This is a genomic window from Nocardia vinacea (assembly GCF_035920345.1).
GTDB classification, from domain to species: domain Bacteria; phylum Actinomycetota; class Actinomycetes; order Mycobacteriales; family Mycobacteriaceae; genus Nocardia; species Nocardia vinacea_A.
This window is the reverse complement of record NZ_CP109149.1, coordinates 1,959,809-1,977,684: the sequence shown is the minus strand read 5'-3', so window position 1 is coordinate 1,977,684 and position 17,876 is coordinate 1,959,809. Positions and strand designations below refer to the sequence as shown.

General features: G+C 65.6%; 17 protein-coding genes and 1 pseudogene. 4 read left to right on the top strand and 14 right to left on the bottom strand.

Annotated features, from left to right (window positions below):
- The first annotated feature begins 199 nt into the window (after nt 1-199).
- On the top strand, nt 200-1,042 hold the full coding sequence (ppgK, locus tag OIE68_RS09440) for a polyphosphate--glucose phosphotransferase (protein WP_327098990.1): 843 nt from the start codon (nt 200-202) through the stop codon (nt 1,040-1,042).
- Nucleotides 1,043-1,127: 85 nt separating this feature from the next.
- Here the strand turns inward: ppgK and OIE68_RS09435 are convergent, their stop codons facing one another.
- The 12 genes from OIE68_RS09435 to OIE68_RS09380 form a co-directional block, all read right to left on the bottom strand.
- Nucleotides 1,128-1,895, bottom strand: a complete 768-nt coding sequence (locus tag OIE68_RS09435; RefSeq protein WP_327098989.1) for a pirin family protein — start codon at nt 1,893-1,895, stop codon at nt 1,128-1,130.
- A 398-nt stretch (nt 1,896-2,293) separates the two neighbouring features.
- Nucleotides 2,294-3,970 carry a helix-turn-helix domain-containing protein gene (locus tag OIE68_RS09430; RefSeq protein WP_327098988.1) on the bottom strand — a complete coding sequence of 559 codons (1,677 nt, stop codon included), beginning with the start codon at nt 3,968-3,970 and terminating at the stop codon, nt 2,294-2,296.
- A 229-nt stretch (nt 3,971-4,199) separates the two neighbouring features.
- Nucleotides 4,200-4,640: a DUF1931 family protein gene (locus OIE68_RS09425; protein WP_327098987.1), complete on the bottom strand. Its 441-nt coding sequence runs from the start codon at nt 4,638-4,640 to the stop codon at nt 4,200-4,202.
- A gap of 14 nt (nt 4,641-4,654) precedes the next feature.
- Nucleotides 4,655-6,304 (bottom strand): FAD-dependent oxidoreductase, encoded by a 1,650-nt coding sequence (locus OIE68_RS09420; protein ID WP_327098986.1) that lies wholly within the window; start codon nt 6,302-6,304, stop codon nt 4,655-4,657.
- On the bottom strand, nt 6,304-6,570 hold the full coding sequence (locus OIE68_RS09415) for a UBP-type zinc finger domain-containing protein (RefSeq protein ID WP_327098985.1): 267 nt from the start codon (nt 6,568-6,570) through the stop codon (nt 6,304-6,306). The genes OIE68_RS09420 and OIE68_RS09415 overlap by 1 nt, the downstream gene beginning before the upstream one ends.
- Entirely contained in the window at nt 6,567-7,019 is a 453-nt protein-coding gene (locus OIE68_RS09410; RefSeq protein ID WP_327098984.1) for a thioredoxin family protein, read from the bottom strand. Before OIE68_RS09410 ends, OIE68_RS09415 begins: the two co-directional genes overlap by 4 nt.
- A gap of 15 nt (nt 7,020-7,034) precedes the next feature.
- A complete protein-coding gene (clpB, locus tag OIE68_RS09405; RefSeq protein ID WP_327098983.1) occupies nt 7,035-9,665 on the bottom strand; it encodes an ATP-dependent chaperone ClpB in 2,631 nt (876 codons plus the stop codon).
- The gene (locus OIE68_RS09400; protein ID WP_327098982.1) at nt 9,647-9,967 is read right to left on the bottom strand and encodes a chaperone modulator CbpM; all 321 of its coding nucleotides are present in this window, start codon (nt 9,965-9,967) and stop codon (nt 9,647-9,649) included. The genes clpB and OIE68_RS09400 overlap by 19 nt, the downstream gene beginning before the upstream one ends.
- Nucleotides 9,964-10,884, bottom strand: a complete 921-nt coding sequence (locus OIE68_RS09395) for a J domain-containing protein (protein ID WP_327098981.1) — start codon at nt 10,882-10,884, stop codon at nt 9,964-9,966. Before OIE68_RS09395 ends, OIE68_RS09400 begins: the two co-directional genes overlap by 4 nt.
- A 6-nt stretch (nt 10,885-10,890) precedes the next feature.
- On the bottom strand, nt 10,891-11,388 hold the full coding sequence (locus OIE68_RS09390; protein ID WP_327098980.1) for a nucleotide exchange factor GrpE: 498 nt from the start codon (nt 11,386-11,388) through the stop codon (nt 10,891-10,893).
- A 9-nt stretch (nt 11,389-11,397) separates the two neighbouring features.
- A complete protein-coding gene (dnaK, locus tag OIE68_RS09385; protein WP_327098979.1) occupies nt 11,398-13,290 on the bottom strand; it encodes a molecular chaperone DnaK in 1,893 nt (630 codons plus the stop codon).
- 755 nt (nt 13,291-14,045) lie between these two features.
- Complete coding sequence (locus tag OIE68_RS09380) at nt 14,046-15,440, bottom strand: neutral zinc metallopeptidase (RefSeq protein WP_327098978.1); 1,395 nt, start codon at nt 15,438-15,440, stop codon at nt 14,046-14,048.
- Between the two features lie 291 nt (nt 15,441-15,731).
- On the opposite strand from OIE68_RS09380, the gene OIE68_RS09375 reads away from it, so the two are divergent.
- From OIE68_RS09375 to OIE68_RS09365, 3 genes and pseudogenes are all read left to right on the top strand, one after another.
- Nucleotides 15,732-15,854 (top strand): hypothetical protein, encoded by a 123-nt coding sequence (locus tag OIE68_RS09375; RefSeq protein ID WP_327098977.1) that lies wholly within the window; start codon nt 15,732-15,734, stop codon nt 15,852-15,854.
- Nucleotides 15,855-16,474: 620 nt separating this feature from the next.
- Nucleotides 16,475-16,810 (top strand): annotated as a pseudogene (locus OIE68_RS09370) (IS1380 family transposase); the annotation flags it as partial.
- Nucleotides 16,764-17,156, top strand: a complete 393-nt coding sequence (locus OIE68_RS09365; RefSeq protein ID WP_327098976.1) for a hypothetical protein — start codon at nt 16,764-16,766, stop codon at nt 17,154-17,156. The pseudogene OIE68_RS09370 and the gene OIE68_RS09365, both read left to right, overlap by 47 nt.
- A gap of 69 nt (nt 17,157-17,225) precedes the next feature.
- Here OIE68_RS09365 and OIE68_RS09360 read toward each other — a convergent pair whose 3' ends face one another.
- Nucleotides 17,226-17,528, bottom strand: coding sequence for a hypothetical protein (locus OIE68_RS09360; RefSeq protein WP_327098975.1), 303 nt, complete (start codon nt 17,526-17,528; stop codon nt 17,226-17,228).
- A complete protein-coding gene (locus tag OIE68_RS09355) occupies nt 17,528-17,845 on the bottom strand; it encodes a hypothetical protein (RefSeq protein WP_327098974.1) in 318 nt (105 codons plus the stop codon). Before OIE68_RS09355 ends, OIE68_RS09360 begins: the two co-directional genes overlap by 1 nt.
- Nucleotides 17,846-17,876 lie beyond the last annotated feature (31 nt).

Sequence of the window (17,876 nt, the reverse complement as noted above, 5' to 3'; positions counted from 1 at the left end):
GGGGTGCCCGAAGCGGGCAGTGCCGTTGTGGATGAACCCTTTGCGCCCTTTTTGTTGGAATAACGGGCAGCCTCCCGAAATCTCTGCCTCGATATCCGATTCGTGACCAGGGGGACTCGATGAATCCCATGGCAACGATCCGCCCGGAATCTGTGGAGCGAGCCGACCTCGGGCCGCCGCCACGTACTCGGGAGTGTCCATGACCGATACCACCGCTTCGGTCACCGAAAAGCCGAGCCAGGCCAGGCCGCATTGCTGGGGCTTCGGCATCGACGTGGGCGGTAGCGGCGTGAAGGGCGGCGTCGTCGATCTCGGCACCGGGCAGCTGATCGGCGACCGCTTCAAACTCCCGACCCCGCGGCCGGCCACTCCGGAGGCTCTCGCCGACACGATCCACGAGGTGGTGAAGCATTTCCAGTGGGACGCGCCGCTTGGCGTCACCTATCCGGGTGTGGTCAGCGGCGGCGTCGCCCGTACCGCCGCGCACCTCGACAAGTCGTGGATCGGAGTGAACGCCCAAGAGGTGATCAGCGCCGAACTCGGCGGACAGCCGGTGACCCTGCTCAATGACGCCGACGCGGCGGGATTGGCCGAAGTCCAGTTCGGTGCCGGCAAGGACAAGGACGGCGTCATTGTGCTGCTGACGTTCGGCACCGGCATCGGTTCGGCGGTAATCCACAACGGGGTGCTGTTGCCCAACACTGAATTCGGTCACATCGAGGTCGGCGGAATGGAGGCCGAGCGTCGGGGCGCCGCGTCGGTCAAGGAAAGGCACGCCTGGAGCTACAAACGGTGGGCCCCGGAGGTGACGAAGGTGCTGGTCGCCATCGAAAACGCGATCTCGCCCGACCTGTTCATCGCCGGTGGCGGGGTCAGCCGCAAGGGCGACAAATGGATTCCGTTGCTGAAGAACCGCACGCCGGTGGTGGCCGCCGCGTTGCAGAACACTGCGGGGATCGTCGGGGCAGCAGTGGCTGCGCGTGCCGATCCAACGCGCGCAACGAGCCCGCTCGGCGGCAGCGGTCGTCTTCGCTGGGTTTGATCAGCGGGACCCGGCCGTGGTAGCGGCGGATGTTGACTCCGAGAAAGTCACATCCCCGCGCCTGACGGTGGATGGGCACCGAAGGTCAGAACTGGACGCTGGCGTGCATTTCCCAGACCAGGATCTCGGCGGGCTCGCTCGCGGTGACCTGCTGGCCGCCGGTAGCGGTGAAGCGCACCGCGTCGCCGGTATGCAACGGGCCGGCACCCTCCAGTGTCACCGCGCCGCGGGCCACGAACAGGTGCAGGAACGGCGCGTCGGGCAGGGGCACCGACTGTCCCGGGGCGAGCCGCGCGACGTACAGGGCCGCATGCGAGTTCCGGATCCGGATCGCGGCGTGGCCGTCATGTTTGCGCATACCCGATGCGACCGGCAGCAGACCACCGGACAGCAGTTCCGCCTCGATCTCCAGCTGCTCATAACCGGGGGTGATACCGGCCTCGTCGGGCACCACCCACATCTGCACGAAGTGCACCGGGTCCTGGTGGACGTCGCCGCTGAGCCGCCACGAGTCGTTCTTCTCCGAGTGCAGGATGCCGGTGCCGGCGCTCATGCGCTGCGCCAGGCCGGGGTAGATCACGCCGTTGTGGCCGGTGGAGTCCTGGTGGACCAGCGAGCCCTCCAGCACCCACGTGACGATCTCCATGTCGCGGTGTGGATGGGTGTCGAACCCCGTACCGGGATCGACGATGTCGTCGTTGTTGACCAGCAGCAGCCCATGATGAGTGTTGGCCTGGTCGAGATGGTGGCCGAACGAGAACGAGTGCTTGGAATCCAGCCAGCCGAAGTCGGACTTGAACCGGTCCTCGGCGCGGCGGATGTCGACGGTGGGAGTCAAGTCGATGGTGCTCATGAGGTGCCCTCTCCAAGATCGGTGCCGGCCTGATCACCGACCCACAATTTGGTTTCCATGGAAACTAACCCGCGTCGGAGCGGAACTATTTCCGCCAGCGATCACGCCGCATCCAATGCGGCAACTGAATCCAGCCGCCATCGACGATCTCGTGCGGACCTTGGGCCAGGCATTGGACGGTGCGGACAGCGTCGCTCCGCAGCCGTCGCGGGCACATGCCTGTTTCACGGTCAGCCGCAGCAGATTCGGTAATCGAGTGTTCTCAGCACACTTGGTGTCGAGTTCGCCGGGAAATCGTTCCCCGGGCCCACAGTGTCCATCAGTCGATACGTATCTCGGCTTCGGGGGAGCAGGCCGAACTGCTGACAACCTCGCACGGGCTGGCGTTCGCAACAACGTCACGGATCAGGGACGGCGGACAGGAATTGCCACGCGCGCGTTGCTGCTTGGAGATTGAATCGGATATTCACATCACGTAAGTCGAAGCCGGTGAGTTCGCGGATGCGGCCGAGGCGATAGCGCAGGGTGCTGCGATGGATGTGTAACACGGCGGCGGAATCGTTATAGTTGCCGCCGCATTCGAGATACTGGGCCAGGGTGTACACGAGGTCCGAGTTCCGGGTGGCGTCGTAATCCAGGAGGGCACCGAGCCATTCGCGCATGAAGCCGTCGACCTGACCGTCGGCGTGCGCCGCGTCGACCAGACGATAGAAGCCGAGTTCTTCGAATGCCGTCGCGCCATCCGGTATCCGCGACCGCAGCCGGATATGGACGGCACGGAGTGCGTCGGCGAACGATCGCGCGAAATCGCTCGGCTGCTCGCACCGGCCGCTGATCCCGATGGTTATCGGCGTCGCGTCGACGCGTTCGCGGATTGCGTGGTGGAAGGCGCCCGGATCCGGTCTGCGGTCGGTGATCAGCACGACCGTGCCGCCGTGGCGGCCCAGGATGTATTGCAGACTCAGGGCCGACGCGGCGTGGCTCGCGGCCTCTGCGATCGTATCGTCGGCGCGGCCCGCGCTGTGCACCAGGACGACGTAGTGCGGTCCGCGCAGGTCGTGTCCCAATGCTTCTGCGCGGGCGTAGGCGCTGTCATTGTCGGTGCCGGAGGCGAGATCGTCGACGAGCTCGCGACGTAGCCGCAGTTCGATCTCGGCGAGATTGCGTTGATGTGCGAGTTCGAGGGCGAGCATGGTGCTGCCGTACACCAGTGCGAACAGCTGAGCCTCGACCACGCGATGGTCCGGGTCGATCAGTGCGAGCGTGCCGAGGACCTCGGTACGTGGTTTCACCAGCATGATCACCCGATCTTGGACCCGCAGCGGCGCATTGTGGGTCGCGAGACGATGCAGCAGTTGATCACGCTGCTCCGGTGCGGCTTTGGGATAGGGTTCCGGTCGGCCGGGTCCAGACCAGGCCCGCAGATTGCCGAAGGGGTCCTCGACCGCGACGGGCAAATCGGTCAGCTGAGCGAGGGCGTCGGCGATACCCTGTTCGCCCTGTCCGTACGCGGCGGCTCCGGCGAGCACCTCGTGCACCCGCGTCTGCCGTTCGAGGCGTCGCACCGTGGCGGCCAAGCGCTCGTTGATCTGGGTGAGCTCGATCGCGTGGGCGGAAGCACGTTCGTGCGTGGTCGCATTGGCCAGCGCCGCACCGGTGAGCTGCGCCAGCACTTCCAGCAGGAATATCTCGTCTGGCCGCGGTGCGCGGTCGGAACCGACAATGAGTGAACCAACCGCTCCGGACGAACTTCGCAGGACGAACGCCCACCCCCACTTCTCGTCGGCCAGGTTCACGCTGCCCTCGCCGCCCTGGTCACTGACCTGCGCGTCCAGGCCGGGCTGTGCGGGTCGCGTCTGCGGGTACGGCACGAATTCGCCGTCCACCCGGTGATAGCTCGCCCGCGTGCGACACGAGCCGAGGGACGGGACAGCCGCACCGGCCATTCGAAGTATTTCGACTTCTTCGTGCTTGCTCGACAGCGCCGCCGACAGCGCGCACAGCCCGTGCAGCGACGCCAGTTGTGCGCGCGCCGGGCCGTCGGCGATTGGATAACTCAACAATTGCTGATTCATGGCGGGGGTCTGGCCCGTGGCAGCAGGTTTCGAGGTCGGGCCCGGCGCTGCTGCGGCGTGCTCGGCCGCGCCCACCCCGAAATTTTCGGCCGATCCACTCGCCGCCACGCACACCGATCCACTTCGAATGACAACATCCAGGTGCGGATTAATTCTGCGGGCGTTGATCATTGACGGTACACCGATCAATCCGGCGTTTGCAGCCTATGACGAATATGCCGTTGCTGGGTCAAAGCAGCAGATGAAATATCTCGAATACCACGGACCATTCGGCGGTTCCCGGATTCTTGACCTTCGGTGCGATGGCGACGAACGTCTGCGCGAGCGCCACGCTCAGACCACCGGCAATCAGCGGCAGCCGACGCTCGGTGTCGTCCGAGAGGGCGAGGTCGAGCGGCGGGCGCGCGGCGAGTTGGTCGAGCAGCGGTTGCAGCTCGACCTCCTCATCCAGCTTCTCGAACCGATGGATGCTCTGCTGCAGTCCCGCGGTGATCGGCAGGTCCCACGATTCGATCACATCGCGCGAGTTCGCCTTCGCCGACGCCTTGGCAACGACGAACAGGTCATAGATCTTGTCGTCGATGAATTCGGTGTAGCGCTTGAGATCATTGCGGTCCACCTGCAGCCCCGCCGCGGCACGGAAGAAACGCTGAAATTTAACAACGCCCATTACCGGCATTTCGGTCAGCTCCTCTCGAAGTACTCGTGAATATGGCGCACCGCCATCGCGCCTTCACCGACGGCGGACGCGACTCGTTTGACCGAGCCACTACGGACATCGCCCACCGCGAAGACGCCGGGCCTGCTTGTTTCGAGCGGTAGCGGTCGACGGCCGGAATCGCGCTGATCCTCGGCTGGGTACACCGCGTCCGGGCCGGTCCGGACGAAGCCGTGCGCGTCTAGCGCGACGGTGTCCGCCAACCAGACGGTGCACGGTACGGCCCCGATGAAAACGAACAGGGCGCCCACCGCGAGCTTCTCCCTCTCCCCGGTGCGATTGTTCTCGACCACGATTGCTTCGAGTTCGCTGACACCGGCTACCTCGCGCACCTCGGTGTCGCGGTGCACCGTTACACTCGGGTGCTGCTCGATCTGCTCGACCAGATACCGGGACATACTCTTGCCGAGATCGCCATCCCGGATGAGCAGGTGCACGTGCTCGACGTGACCGGCGAGAAACACCGTTGCCTGCCCTGCGGAGTTACCGCCGCCGACGATCGCCACCGGGTTCACACCGCACATCGACGCCTCCTGATGGGTCGCGGCGTAGTACACGCCGGTGCCTTCGAAGCGCTCGATTCCGGTCACGGCGAGTCTGCGATAGCGGGCGCCGGTGGCCAGGACGACGGTGCGGCCGAGCAGCGCGCCGCCACCGGCCAGCCGCAGCAGATGGTGTCCATCCTCGGCTTCCAGCCCGACTACCTCCGCGGACACCAGCAATCGAGCACCGAACTTTCCGGCCTGGATGACCGCTCGCTCGGCCAGCTCGGTGCCGGAGATGCCCGCGGGAAAGCCCAGGTAGTTCTCGATGCGCGAAGAGGTGCCCGCCTGCCCACCCGCCGCAATCGCCTCCAGCATCGAGGTGTCGAGCCCGTCCGAGGCGCCGTACACCGAGGCGGCCAGGCCGGCCGGGCCAGCACCCACCACGATGAGGTCGCACACCTCGCGCAGCGTGTCCGGAACCGGTAGGCCGATGAGGCGCCCCAATTCGGCATTCGTCGGATTGCGCAGCACCCGCTCGCCACGCCAGATGACGACCGGAGTGTCCTCGGGTGCGACCCCGAGATCACGCAGGAGTTGTTCGGCTCGACTGTCGCGCTCGAGGTCGATCCAGGTGTGCGGCAATCGGTTTCGCATCGCGAACTCGCGTAGCCGCCGGGTGTCGGGCGAGTAGCAGGAACCGATGATTCGGAATCCGGAGACGATACCGAGCAGCCGGCAGCGGCGGATCAGATACGCGCGCAGAATGAGGTCGCTGAGCACCGGATCGTGTTCGACCAGCGCGCGTATCCGCTGGACCGGGACGACCAGCACCTCGCCGTCTTCGATCATCTCCGCGGTGTAGAACGCGACCTGACCTTCCAGCAGGCCCAGCTCGCCGAGGAATCGGCCGGGCCCGTGGATGCGCAGCACCCGGCGTTCCCCCGCGTCGTCGTCGACGATCGCGACGGTGCCGGACAGGATCACGAAGAACTCGTCGCTCGGCGCGCCGGCGCGAACCAACGTCTCACCGGCGCGCACCGCTCGCCGGGCGCCGCCGACGGCGAGCGTCGCCACCTGCGCGTCCGACAATCGCGGAAACGCGCCGACATCGTCCGGGGTTTCGACGTTCATCAGACGAAGTTCTGGTGGACGTAGCACCAGCGCCAATTCTCGCCGGGTTCCATCGATTCGACGATGGGGTGGCCGGTCCCGGTAGCGTGCCCTCGCGCGTGCCGCATCGGGGACGAGTCACAGCAGCCGACGTGCCCGCAGGTCAGGCACAGCCGCAGATGCAGCCATGGCGTGCCGAGCTGAAGACACTCTTCGCAGCCCTGCGGTGTCCGCGGCGCCACCGGCTGGATCGCCGCGACGTGGGGATCGGTATAGATGGAGGTCATGCGGTCACCCCCTTATCCGCTCGATCGGAGAGGCCCTGGTCCAGCCACCTCCGCAGTTCCGGTACCGGAGCGGCGCCCGCCTGCCGGGCCAGCACCTCGCCGTGGTCGAGCACGAGCAAGGTTGGCACGGCCCGCACGACGAACCGCTCGGCGGTGCGGGGTGCGGCATCGACGTCGACCTTGACCAGCTTCAGCCGACCGGCACGTTCGGTCGCGAGCTGTTCGAGCGCCGGGCTGACCATCAGACAGGGCCGACACCAGGTTGCCCACAGGTCGACAAGGACTGGCACCGAGGACTTTTCGGTCACCTCGGTGAAGTCGTCGTCCCCCGCCGCGACGATCCATGGCAGCGGTTTGTGGCAGTTACCGCAGCGCGGTGTGCCCTCCGCCGCGGCCGGAACCCGGTTGAACCTCCCACAGTTGGGGCATTTGATCTTCGCGGTTTCCATGGTCGTACCTCGTTTTCATGCCGCGATCGCGGGCGCGGTGTACGCGACCGCGAGATCGGCACCGTCCACGGTGACAGTGACGGCGCCGCCCTGACCGATATCGCCGCGCATGAGCGCCCGGCCGATCTTCGTCTCGACTTCGTGCGCGATGTAGCGACGCAACGGCCGCGCACCGTAGACCGGATCGAATCCGTGCTGGGCGATGAGCCTGCGCGCCTCCGGGGTGATATCGAGCCTGATCTGCCGTTCCGCCAGGCGATGTCGGAGTTCTTCGAGTTGCAGCTCGACGATGTGCTCGATCTGCGGCAGCGTCAGCGGCGTGAACAGCACGATGTCGTCGACGCGGTTGAGAAACTCGGGGCGGAAGTGTCCCCGCAGCTCGGCGAGCACGCGATCCCGTGCGTCCGGCTTGATTTCGCCGTGGGCGGTGACACCATCGAGTAGATGGTGGGAGCCGATATTCGAGGTCATGATGATCACGGTGTTGCGGAAATCGACCTGTCGGCCTTGCGAATCGGTGATCCGACCGTCGTCGAGCACCTGCAACAGAGTATTGAACACGTCGGCGTGCGCCTTCTCGATCTCGTCGAACAGCACCACCGAGTACGGCTTGCGGCGCACCGCCTCGGTGAGCTGTCCGCCCTCGTCATAACCGACGTAGCCGGGAGGCGCACCGATCAACCTGCTGACCGTATGCCGCTCCTGGTACTCGCTCATGTCCAGGCGCACCATATTGTCTTCGCTGTCGAAAAGCGCCGCGGCCAAGGTCTTCGCGAGTTCCGTCTTGCCGACGCCGGTGGGTCCGAGGAAGATGAACGATCCGATCGGCCTGCGTGGATCGCGGATTCCCGACCGGGCCCGGATCACCGCGTCCGCGACAAGTTGCACCGCCTCCTCCTGCCCGACCACCCGCTCGTGCAGGATTTCATCGAGCCGTAGCAACTTCTCCCGCTCGCCCTCTTTTAGCCGGGCTACCGGGATTCCGGTCCACGCGGCGACGATTTCGGCGATCTCGTCCTCGGTGACGACCTCTTGCAGCAGCGGCTGCTTGCCCTGCTTGGTTCGCAATTGTTCCTCTGCCGCTTGCAGATTGCGTTCCAGCTTGGTGATCTCGCCGTAGCGCAACTCGGCCGCGCGATTGAGGTCGTAATTGCGTTCGGCCTCTTCGGCTTCGTGGCGCAGCTGCTCGAGTTGTCCACGCAATTCCTGCACCCGCCGGATCGCCTGCCGTTCGGCCTCCCATTGGGCGTGCCTCGAGTCGGCCTCGGCCCGCAGATCGGCAAGTTCCTTTCGGAGCTCCTCGAGACGAGCCTTGCTTGCTGCGTCCGTCTCCTTGGACAGTGCCGCCTCTTCGATCTCCAGCCGGGTCACCTTCCTGGTGAGTTCATCGAGTTCCGCTGGCATCGAGTCGATTTCGGTGCGCAGCCGAGCACACGCCTCGTCGACCAGGTCGATGGCTTTGTCCGGCAGGAAGCGGTCGGTGATGTAGCGATGCGACAGGGTCACGGCCGCCACCAGCGCGCCGTCCTGGATCTTCACGCCGTGGAAGACCTCGAGGCGTTCGCGCAGGCCGCGCAGGATGGACACCGCGTCCTCCATGCTGGGCTCGTCCACCAGCACAGTCTGGAACCGACGTTCCAGTGCCGCATCGGATTCGACGTGCTTGCGGTACTCGTCCAGGGTGGTGGCGCCGATCATGTGCAGCTCGCCGCGGGCGAGCATCGGCTTGAGCATATTGCCCGCGTCGAGGGATCCTTCACCGCCGACCGATCCCGCGCCGACCACGGTATGTAGCTCGTCGACGAAGAGCAGTATGCGGCCCTCGGCCGCCTTCACCTCCGACAGCACGGCTTGCAGACGCTCCTCGAACTCGCCTCGATATTTCGCCCCCGCCACCAGCGAACCCATATCGAGGGAGAAGATCGTCTTGTCGCGCAGGCCTTCTGGCACATCGCCACGGACGATGCGCTGGGCCAGGCCCTCCACGATCGCGGTCTTGCCGACGCCGGGATCACCGATCAATACCGGATTGTTCTTGGTCTTCCTGCTCAAAATCTGTGTCACCCTGCGGATCTCGGCGTCCCGGCCGATGACCGGGTCCAGCTTGCCCGCGCTGGCTTCGGCGACGAGGTCGCGGCCGTATTTCTCCAGTGCCTCGTAAGCGCCCTCCGGGGTCGCCGAGGTCACCCGCTGATTACCACGAACCGCGGTGAGTGCCTGCAGGAACGACTCTCGGGTGATGCCCTGACCCGCGAGGATCCGGCCCGCCACAGTACCCGATCCCTCGTCGGTCAGCGCCATGACCAGGTGCTCCACCGAAACATAGGAGTCCTTGAGCCGCTTGGCTTCTCGTTCGGCCGATTCGAGCAGCGCCGCCAATCGCCGGGTGACCATCACCTGCCCCGGCGCGGCGCCCGGCCCGCTGACCTTCGGCCGGCGGGCCAACTCGCGATTCAGGTCGGCGCGCAACGCGTCGAGGTCCGCGCTCGCCTGGTCGAGCAGCCGGGGCACCAGCCCGTCCTGCTGGTCGATCAAGGCGAGCAGCAGATGTTCGCCGTCGACCTCGCTGTGGCCCAATCGCGTCGCCGCGTTCTGCGCTTCGCTCAAGGCTTCCCGAGACTTCTCCGTCAACTTGCTGGTGTCCATCGGGACGTCCTCCTTCGACGAGGATCGGCTTCGAGTTCTTCGATTCGGTCCAGCAGATCGAGCACCAACCCGATTGCCGCATAGTTCAATCCGAGCCCGGACCGCAAGCGCTGGATTCGGGCGACAACGGCCACCGCGGACGGTTCGAAGCGAAGTTCGGTACCTTCGCGGGCACCGTCGAGCACTCCGAGCGCGACCAATTTGCGCACCATGTCCGGATGCAGACCGGACCGCTGTGCGAAATCGTCGAGCCGCAGCCCCGGTTGCCGCACGATCACGTATTGCGGTGTGGGCGCGCTCATTGCTGTCTCCTCGGATCGAAGGTCGATTCGGCGGCCAACTGCTCGAACAGCTCCCGTTCCCGCGCGGTCGGTTTCGACGGCACTATGACCTTGACCTCGGCGTACAGGTTGCCGTTGGCGCCGCGGGCATTGGGCATGCCCGCGCCACGCAATCGCAGCTTGCGCCCGGTCGAGGAGCCCGGCACCACTTTGACTTTCGCCTCGCCGCTCGGAGTCGGGACCGCGACGGTGGCGCCGAGCACCGCCTCCCACGGGGACACGGGCAGGTCGACGTAGATGTCGCGGCCGACCAACCGGAAGCGCGGATGCGCCTTGATGTGCACGACCAGGTAGAGATCCCCGGCAGGCGCGTCGCCACTGCCCCTGCCGCCCTGCCCGGCCAGCCGGATCCGCTGGCCGTCGATCACCCCGGCCGGGATATCAACGTCGTAGCTGCGCCCGTCGAGCCCGAGCTTGCGCTTGCCGCCGCGGTAGGCCTCCTCGACGGTCAGCTCCAGGACCGCCTCCTGATCGGCACCCGGAATCGGTCCGTATCCGCCGCCACGGCCACCGAAGATATCGCCGAATATGTCGCCGAAGTCGACGTTGCCGTCGAAACCGCGACCGAAGTGCACGCGGGTCCCGCCACCGAAACCACCGCTGCCGCCACCGAAACCACCGGTGGCCGCGCCGACCCGTTCGTCGTAGTCCTCCGGCACTCGCCGGAAGTCCTCACCGAAGCGGTCGTAGCGACTCCTCGTCGACGGATCGGACAGGACCTCGTACGCCTCGCTGACCTCCTTGAACCGATCCTCCGCCGCCGGATCGGAATTCACATCCGGGTGATATCGCCGCGCCAACTTGCGATATGCCTGCTGAATCTGGTCCTTGTCGGCATCGCGGGGAACCCCGAGGACCTCGTAGTAATCGCGCGCCATCGACGCTCACTCCTCGCGTCTGCTGACGATCACGGCCGCCGGACGCAGCTGCCGTCCGTTCTCGCCGTATCCGGGGCGCAGCACCTCGACCACGGTTCCCGGCGGGAAATCGGACCGGTCGACCACGCTGACCACCTCGTGCATTTCCGGGGAGAACGGCACCCCCACCTCCGAATGCCTCGGGTAACCGAGCTGTTCGAGTACCTGCACCGCCTGGTCCCGGATCGCGCGAACGCCCGCGACCAGTGGGTCCGCATCGCCGTTCGCGTGCGCCAGCGCCAGTTCCAAGTTGTCCAGCATCGGTAGCCAGGCGCCCGCCACCTTCGATCGTTCGGCCGCGCGCTCTCGATCGAGATCCCTGGCGTAGCGCTTGCGTAGGTTGTCCAGATCGGCGGCGGCGCGGCGCCAGCGGTCTTCCAACTGGGCGATCTGGGCTGCGGGTTCTTCGGGCGCCGCGTCCGGATCGGGGGTGTCGGTGGTCGACTGGTCTGCGGAGGTATCCATCGGAAATCCTCAGCTCCGGTCGAACTCGGCATCGATCACGTCGTCGTCACCGGGTGAGCCCGCGCCTGCACCCGCGCCCGCGTAGCTTGACGGTCCGTCGCCGCTGCCGGATTGCGCGGGCTGCAACCCGTACTGCAATTGCTGCAGTTCCGAAGTGAGCGACTGCACCCGATCCAGCGGCGCTTCTTCTTTGACGGCCTGTCTGGCGTCGGCGATCAGCATCTCGGCGCGTGCCCTCTCGTGTGGCGGCGCGCTGTCACCGAGTTCGGCCAGGCGCCGTTCCACCTGGTACGCGGCCGAATCCAGAGCGTTGCGGGCATCGACGGCCTTGCGCAGTTCCTCGTCTTCGCGGCGGTGCTGCTCGGCCTCGGCGAGCATCCGGTCGACCTCGCTCTGGTCCAAATTGGACTGCTCGCTGATCGTGATGCTCTGCTCTTTACCGGTGTCCTTGTCGCGTGCGGTGACATTGAGGATGCCGTTGGCGTCGATGTCGAAGGTGACCTCGACGTGCGCCTGGCCGCGTGGTGCCGGCCGGATGTCCTCCAGTCGGAACCGGCCGAGCACGCGGTTGTCGGAGGCGCGCTCGCGTTCGCCCTGGAGCACCACCACATCGACCGCGGGCTGGTTGTCCTCCGCGGTGGAGAACACCTCGCTGCGCCGGGCCGGGATGGTGGTATTGCGCTCGATGATCTTCGTCATCACGCCGCCCTGGGTCTCCACACCGAGCGACAGCGGCGTTACGTCGAGCAGCAGCACATCGGAGACCTCGCCCTTGAGCACGCCGGCCTGGACGGCCGCGCCGAGCGCGACGACCTCGTCCGGGTTGACGCTCATGTTCGGATCCTTGCCGCCGGTCAGCCTGCGCACCAGCGCCTGTACCGCCGGGATGCGGGTGGAACCGCCGACCAGGATCACCTCGTCGATGTCATTGGCGGTGACCTTGGCGTCCTTCATGGCCTGCTCCACCGGGCCGAGGCAGCGCTGCACCAGATCCGCGGTCAGGTCCTCGAACTTCGAGCGCATGATCGTTGTGGTGAGGTGCTTGGGTCCGTTCGCGTCGGCGGTGACGAAGGGCAGATTCACCTGTGTCTGTGTCACCGAGGACAGCTCGACCTTGGCCTTCTCTGCCGCCTCGAAAAGTCGTTGCAGCGCTTGCGGATCGGCACGTAGGTCGATGTGCTCTTCGCGCTGGAATTCGTCGGCGAGATAGTCGACGATGCGCCGGTCGAAGTCGTCGCCGCCCAAATGGGAATCGCCCGCGGTGGAGCGGACCTCGACCACACCGTCACCGACGTCGAGCAGACTGACATCGAAAGTGCCACCGCCGAGATCGAATACGAGCACCGTCTCGTGGGTCTGCTTGTCCAATCCGTACGCCAATGCGGCGGCGGTCGGCTCGTTGATGATGCGCAGGACGTCGAGTCCCGCGATCCGGCCCGCGTCCTTGGTGGCATTGCGCTGTGCGTCGTTGAAGTAGGCGGGCACGGTGATCACCGCTTCTTTGACCCGCTCCCCGAGATATTTGCTCGCGTCATCGACCAGCTTGCGCAGCACCAGCGCGCTGATCTCCTCGGGCGCATACTTCTTGCCTCGCACATCGAATCGGGCAACGCCGCCCTCGCCCTCGACGACGTCGAAGCTCACCGCCTTGGCTTCCTCCGATATTTCGTCGAAGTGGCGGCCGATGAATCGCTTCGCCGAATAGATCGTGCCCTTCGGATTCAAAATCGACTGTCTGCGGGCAAGCTGACCGACAAGTCGCTCACCGCTTTCGGTGAAGGCAACCACCGATGGTGTGGTGCGCGCGCCCTCGGCATTGGCGATCACCACCGGCTCCCCGCTCTGCCAGCTCGCGATGACAGAATTCGTAGTTCCCAGATCGATTCCTACAGCAGTGGCCATATCAATTCCTTCGGATCGGCGCGACCGGCCGGCCGCCGGATATTCGACACCGCCAATCCTGCCGACCGCGCCAAGGGCATGAAACGGTCCGACAAGGCGAAAAACGGAAACCGATTTGTCCTGCCGGAACAGGGGCGATAGGCGATCAGCTATGGATCGCGACGGTGTTGTCGCGGCGTTCGACCACGCCGTCGAGCAGTGGGATCGGGGCCGACCTGCAACCCTCCGGTGGGGCTGCGGCTCGGCACTGCGGGCCTGTGACGCCGAGCGCGCGGCCGTTCTGATGGGAGCCGCGGCGGAACTATCACGGTTCGTGGGTAGCGTTGCGAGTTTCGTCCCGGGCTCATCGCACTATCACGACGAATGTGATCGGTCGGCGCGCGCTGACTTGGGGGCACACCGGGTTCGATATGGCCTCCCGGCGCGGCCGAGCGATGGGATGGACGAAGCCGTAGCCCATGCACTCGGCAAGCAACCCACCGACACCACTGCCGCGCTGGGTCTCGTTGCGGCAGTGGCTATTTCGTCGCAATCGACGACGGTGAAGGTGACGTGCCAGTGGGGCACCTTCGGGCTCCTGGGTTGGGGCCGGCCAGGCGATGGCGTCGGCGAAACCGGGGGAGCGAGGACGGCCGATCGGCGCTCGTGGATGCCTGGGTCGGTGGTGGCGGCGAGGTGGTCGCCGTAGCCGGGACGGCGGATCATCGTTGCGAAGCCGAGGTCATCGATCGACCATCCGCTAGGAATTCGGAAGCCTATTTGGCCGGCATGGGTTTCGTGCAGGCGTCGGGGCCGTTGAGCAGTCCGGCTCGGTAGGCATCGACGCGCGTGAAGCCCGGCGCGTCAGGGTTCTTGTCACCGAAGCCGCGGAAGACCAATAGCGCGGCGACGGCTTTATCGAGATCTCCAGGGGACATGCGGATTTTGCTGGTCGGCCGGTTTTCCAGGAGGACGCTTGCGCTCCATGCGCCGGCGAAACAGTCGCCGCGCAGTGCTGCGGTTTTGTCGTCGGAGTGGTCACCGTCTCGGGCGTTCACGGCCTGGCCGTACTCGTTGGCAAAGAGTGTCGCCACGCCGAAGTCGCCACCCTGGTAGTAGAAACGCGGGAGGTTTGCGGCGTCGTAGCCGATGTAATCCTCTGGGGCGCAATAGAACAGGACGTAATCACTGGGCGGGGAGCCGCCGCAGGTCGGTGGTTCCCCCGGGTCGAAACCGACGACGTCCACCGGTGTCCACGGCTTGTGGGTCAGCGCCGGAAATGTCTGCGCCCAAAAGTCTTCCAGGTCCGCGGGCACCAGGTTGAGGACCTGGTCGTAGGGCACGTTGCCGCCTGTTGCCAGCTCTTGCAGCGATCGGAAGGGCAGTTCGATCACCGGCGGGGAACCGTCTTTGTAGTCGCGGCAGGTTTCGGGGCCACCGTCGAATCCGGTTTGGAAGGAGTTGACCCGGTCGAAACCGCTGCCGTGCGCGGCGGGATTGGTCTTGTCCGTGCCGGGCTCGTCGCGCAGCGTCAGGAATCCAGCAAGGGCGGCGTCGAGATCGTTGGTCCCGGCCTTGAACGAGCTGTGGCCCGCGCCGATATCGGCGGCCCATGCCCCGGCGAAGCAGTCCGCTTGGATTTCCTTGGTGACCGTGAGGCCCTGGAAGTTCGCCCGCGTTTGGATCGCGTGGCCCCATTCGTGGGCAAGCACGATCGGTATGACGAAGTCGCCGAACTTCTTTCGCAGGGTCGGCAGCAGCCCTTCGACATCCCAGGCCACCACATCCTGTGCGCCACAATAGAATGCGTTGCCCGTGATGTCCGCCACCGTTTCGGCACAGGGCGGCAATTCGCCCGACGATGGGGCCACCGCATAGAAGCCCCCGGTGACCGGGGTGTAGGGGGACCCGTACAGCTTCGGAAACTGCTGCGACCAATACCGCTGCAGATCGGCAATAGCCTGAATGACGATCTTGTTGACGGGGTCGTTGGCGTCCCCGTGAATCGTGACCCGCGGAGCGGGTGTCGTGGTATTCGAACCCGCTGGATTCGACCCCGAACTGCACGCGACCAGCGGTGCGATCACCGCCGCGGAGAGGACAGCAATGCGAAGTACGCGCGACAGGCGCCCCCGGAATTTTCCACTCGACACATGAGTTCCGATCGTCACCAAATACTCAACGGCCGGCAGTAGCCGCCGGGGGCGTAGCCGGGTCCGCTCGGAGGTCCGCTGGTCGGCGAGCGTCCTTTTCGACCTGTTTCGCTCCGTGTGGTCTCACCGGTCTGTCCTACACGCTGCCACTGGTCCACCCGCCTGCGTATCGGCCTGGCGGGACGAAACCGGCCACGAGAATCGACCCGGCAGGCGCAGCCGCATTCGGCAGCGCGCTAATGCGGCGCATCGGTCGCAGAGGCCGCCGCCGGTGACCTCGATGCGCCCGGTACACCGTGCGGCCCCAACATGGTCATCAACACCCACCCAGACTGCGTCGCCATCGGCAGCTTCTGCACGCTGACCGACGGCATGGTCGTCGGGACTATCGGCCAGGATGGACGCTGCGTCATCCCCGGCACGAATATCTGACCCGGCGCGTCGACTTCTCGGCGCGCGCAGCCGCTGCCTTAGCCCGCTGCACGCGCCTATACGAGCGGATGCTCGCTGATCAGGTCCCCCGGTGAAAGTTCCGTTGTCCGGAACTTCGTGCACCGCAAGGAATAGCAACACGGTACATAAGCCGATGGGGCCCAGCTGGATTTGTCGCGCGGCCACGAATTCGGTTGTCGGCAGCACGTACACATGCAGCGCAACGCGCACCTGCTGCCACCCAAGACTGATGGATCGAACAGGTCGCGCACCCGGCAACGACATCTAGGGAGAACCGCACGCACGGTTCGATGGGCGGGGACTGGACACGGGTCACGCTGGTGACCACGGACGGGAAGAAGAACGACCGACCGGGAAACCGGCGGCCAGCACGGCTTCACAACCTACCGTCACCGGAGGGAACCGCCCCAGTCCTCGACCCTACCGACGTAATCGGCGGATAAGGGTCTGTTGAAATGGAGAAAATGTCGTCTGAACTGGGATGATTGGTGTTCTTCAGGCAACAATCAAGACCAGTTCGGGAAGATACTTTCAGTGCGATTGTTCCACAGGTTCGCCGAGGGTTCGGCGATGTTCGATGACGATAGCCTCGTGTCGGTGTACTGAGCGAACACCTGTGCGCCCTGGCGGGGCGTGTGGATCTGCTGCCCGGCGCGGATGTGCGGTGCTTCGTCGATATCGACTCGTTGTTGCGCCCGGTCTATGGTCACCAGAAACAAGGCGCGGCCTATGGTCATACGAAGATCGCGGGCAAACAGGTTCTCCGCAAAGGGCTTTCACCGTTGGTCACCACGATCTGCGCCGACCTCGCCGCCCCAATCGTAGCCGGGATGCGGTTGCGCGTCGGGAAAACCGGGTCCGGCAAAGGCGCCGCCTCGATGGTCACGAATGCAATCAACACCGCTCGCGCTGCCGGGGTCACCGGGCAGATCGTATGTGCTGACGGTCGCCGACGAGTCCGGTGCCATACTGCATGTGTCGCTGCACCCGAACCGGCCCGCGGCCGAGCAGACCCGCGCCGCGGTGCAACGTCGCCGCGAGTTCAGCAGGTCACCGACCTGGATCGTACGCCGCACCGTCGGCCGCCTCTGGGATACCGATCCCGATGACGACGAACTCGCCCGCGTCGGCGCCCCGGCATGCGAGCCCGCCGAGCCACAAGCCTCGGTCGAACTGACACCATCCCCGGGCCGCTCTATCCCCGCAGCGCCTTCGTCGTCGCCGAAGTTCAACTTCGACGTTCCCCCGCCGTGGCCGACACCCCGCTCCGACGATAAGTGACCCACGAGTTCGCATCCGTTTGGCCACCGGATATTTCGGTTCAGGCAGCTTGTGCCCGGAAGTTGCAGCTCACGCAGTACCAGCTGGGCCGTCCCGCGATCTGTGTGGCGTGCAGCATCTCCCCGCACTCGCACAACGGCTGCCGGTCGATACCCACTCGTCGACCGCGTTGACCAGTGCTACCCCGCAGCCCTCGACCGCCAGCAGCTCGACGGACCGGTCATAGAGTCGCAGTTGTTTGGAACTGGTGGCCCGCAACGCCCACAGCCGCGCAGTTTCGATGAGTTCGTCCAGATCCTCCGAGCCCAGCCGGGTGGACAGGACGGCGTGCCCGGGGATCGGGAGGTCTTCTTCCAGGCGGAATCGGGCCACTAGTCACCACCACCCGAGTCGCTAACGGCCGCAACGAGTTCAGCCACCGGTACGCGGAACAGGTAGCGGCCTGGTGAGTCGACTTGGGTCGACTCGACGATCGCGTGGTCGCCATCGATCTCGATCACCGTGAACACCGAGACGCCGCCCGCCACCAGCAACACATGATCCCCGATACTCACCATGTCCAGCCTTTCCCAAGCAAACGACCGGTATGAGATTGTCGCACATGTGTTCGAATCGTGGGACGATGATTTCACCCCGCCGCTGAAGCGCGTCATCGACCCGCCAATGCCGGTGAACGTGAATTTGGGCATCGCGATCCCGCCGCAGGGTGCATTCCGTCGT

Excerpts from the sequence above, each read along its gene's own strand:
- ppgK (WP_327098990.1), top strand. The coding sequence starts at position 200 with ATGACCGATACCACCGCTTCGGTCACCGAAAAGCCGAGCCAGGCCAGG.
- OIE68_RS09435 (WP_327098989.1), bottom strand. The coding sequence starts at position 1,895 with ATGAGCACCATCGACTTGACTCCCACCGTCGACATCCGCCGCGCCGAG.
- OIE68_RS09430 (WP_327098988.1), bottom strand. The coding sequence starts at position 3,970 with ATGAATCAGCAATTGTTGAGTTATCCAATCGCCGACGGCCCGGCGCGC.
- OIE68_RS09425 (WP_327098987.1), bottom strand. The coding sequence starts at position 4,640 with ATGGGCGTTGTTAAATTTCAGCGTTTCTTCCGTGCCGCGGCGGGGCTG.
- OIE68_RS09420 (WP_327098986.1), bottom strand. The coding sequence starts at position 6,304 with ATGAACGTCGAAACCCCGGACGATGTCGGCGCGTTTCCGCGATTGTCG.
- OIE68_RS09415 (WP_327098985.1), bottom strand. The coding sequence starts at position 6,570 with ATGACCTCCATCTATACCGATCCCCACGTCGCGGCGATCCAGCCGGTG.
- OIE68_RS09410 (WP_327098984.1), bottom strand. The coding sequence starts at position 7,019 with ATGGAAACCGCGAAGATCAAATGCCCCAACTGTGGGAGGTTCAACCGG.
- clpB (WP_327098983.1), bottom strand. The coding sequence starts at position 9,665 with ATGGACACCAGCAAGTTGACGGAGAAGTCTCGGGAAGCCTTGAGCGAA.
- OIE68_RS09400 (WP_327098982.1), bottom strand. The coding sequence starts at position 9,967 with ATGAGCGCGCCCACACCGCAATACGTGATCGTGCGGCAACCGGGGCTG.
- OIE68_RS09395 (WP_327098981.1), bottom strand. The coding sequence starts at position 10,884 with ATGGCGCGCGATTACTACGAGGTCCTCGGGGTTCCCCGCGATGCCGAC.
- OIE68_RS09390 (WP_327098980.1), bottom strand. The coding sequence starts at position 11,388 with ATGGATACCTCCGCAGACCAGTCGACCACCGACACCCCCGATCCGGAC.
- dnaK (WP_327098979.1), bottom strand. The coding sequence starts at position 13,290 with ATGGCCACTGCTGTAGGAATCGATCTGGGAACTACGAATTCTGTCATC.
- OIE68_RS09375 (WP_327098977.1), top strand. The coding sequence starts at position 15,732 with ATGGTCATCAACACCCACCCAGACTGCGTCGCCATCGGCAGCTTCTGC.
- OIE68_RS09365 (WP_327098976.1), top strand. The coding sequence starts at position 16,764 with ATGCAATCAACACCGCTCGCGCTGCCGGGGTCACCGGGCAGATCGTAT.
- OIE68_RS09355 (WP_327098974.1), bottom strand. The coding sequence starts at position 17,845 with ATGCCCAAATTCACGTTCACCGGCATTGGCGGGTCGATGACGCGCTTC.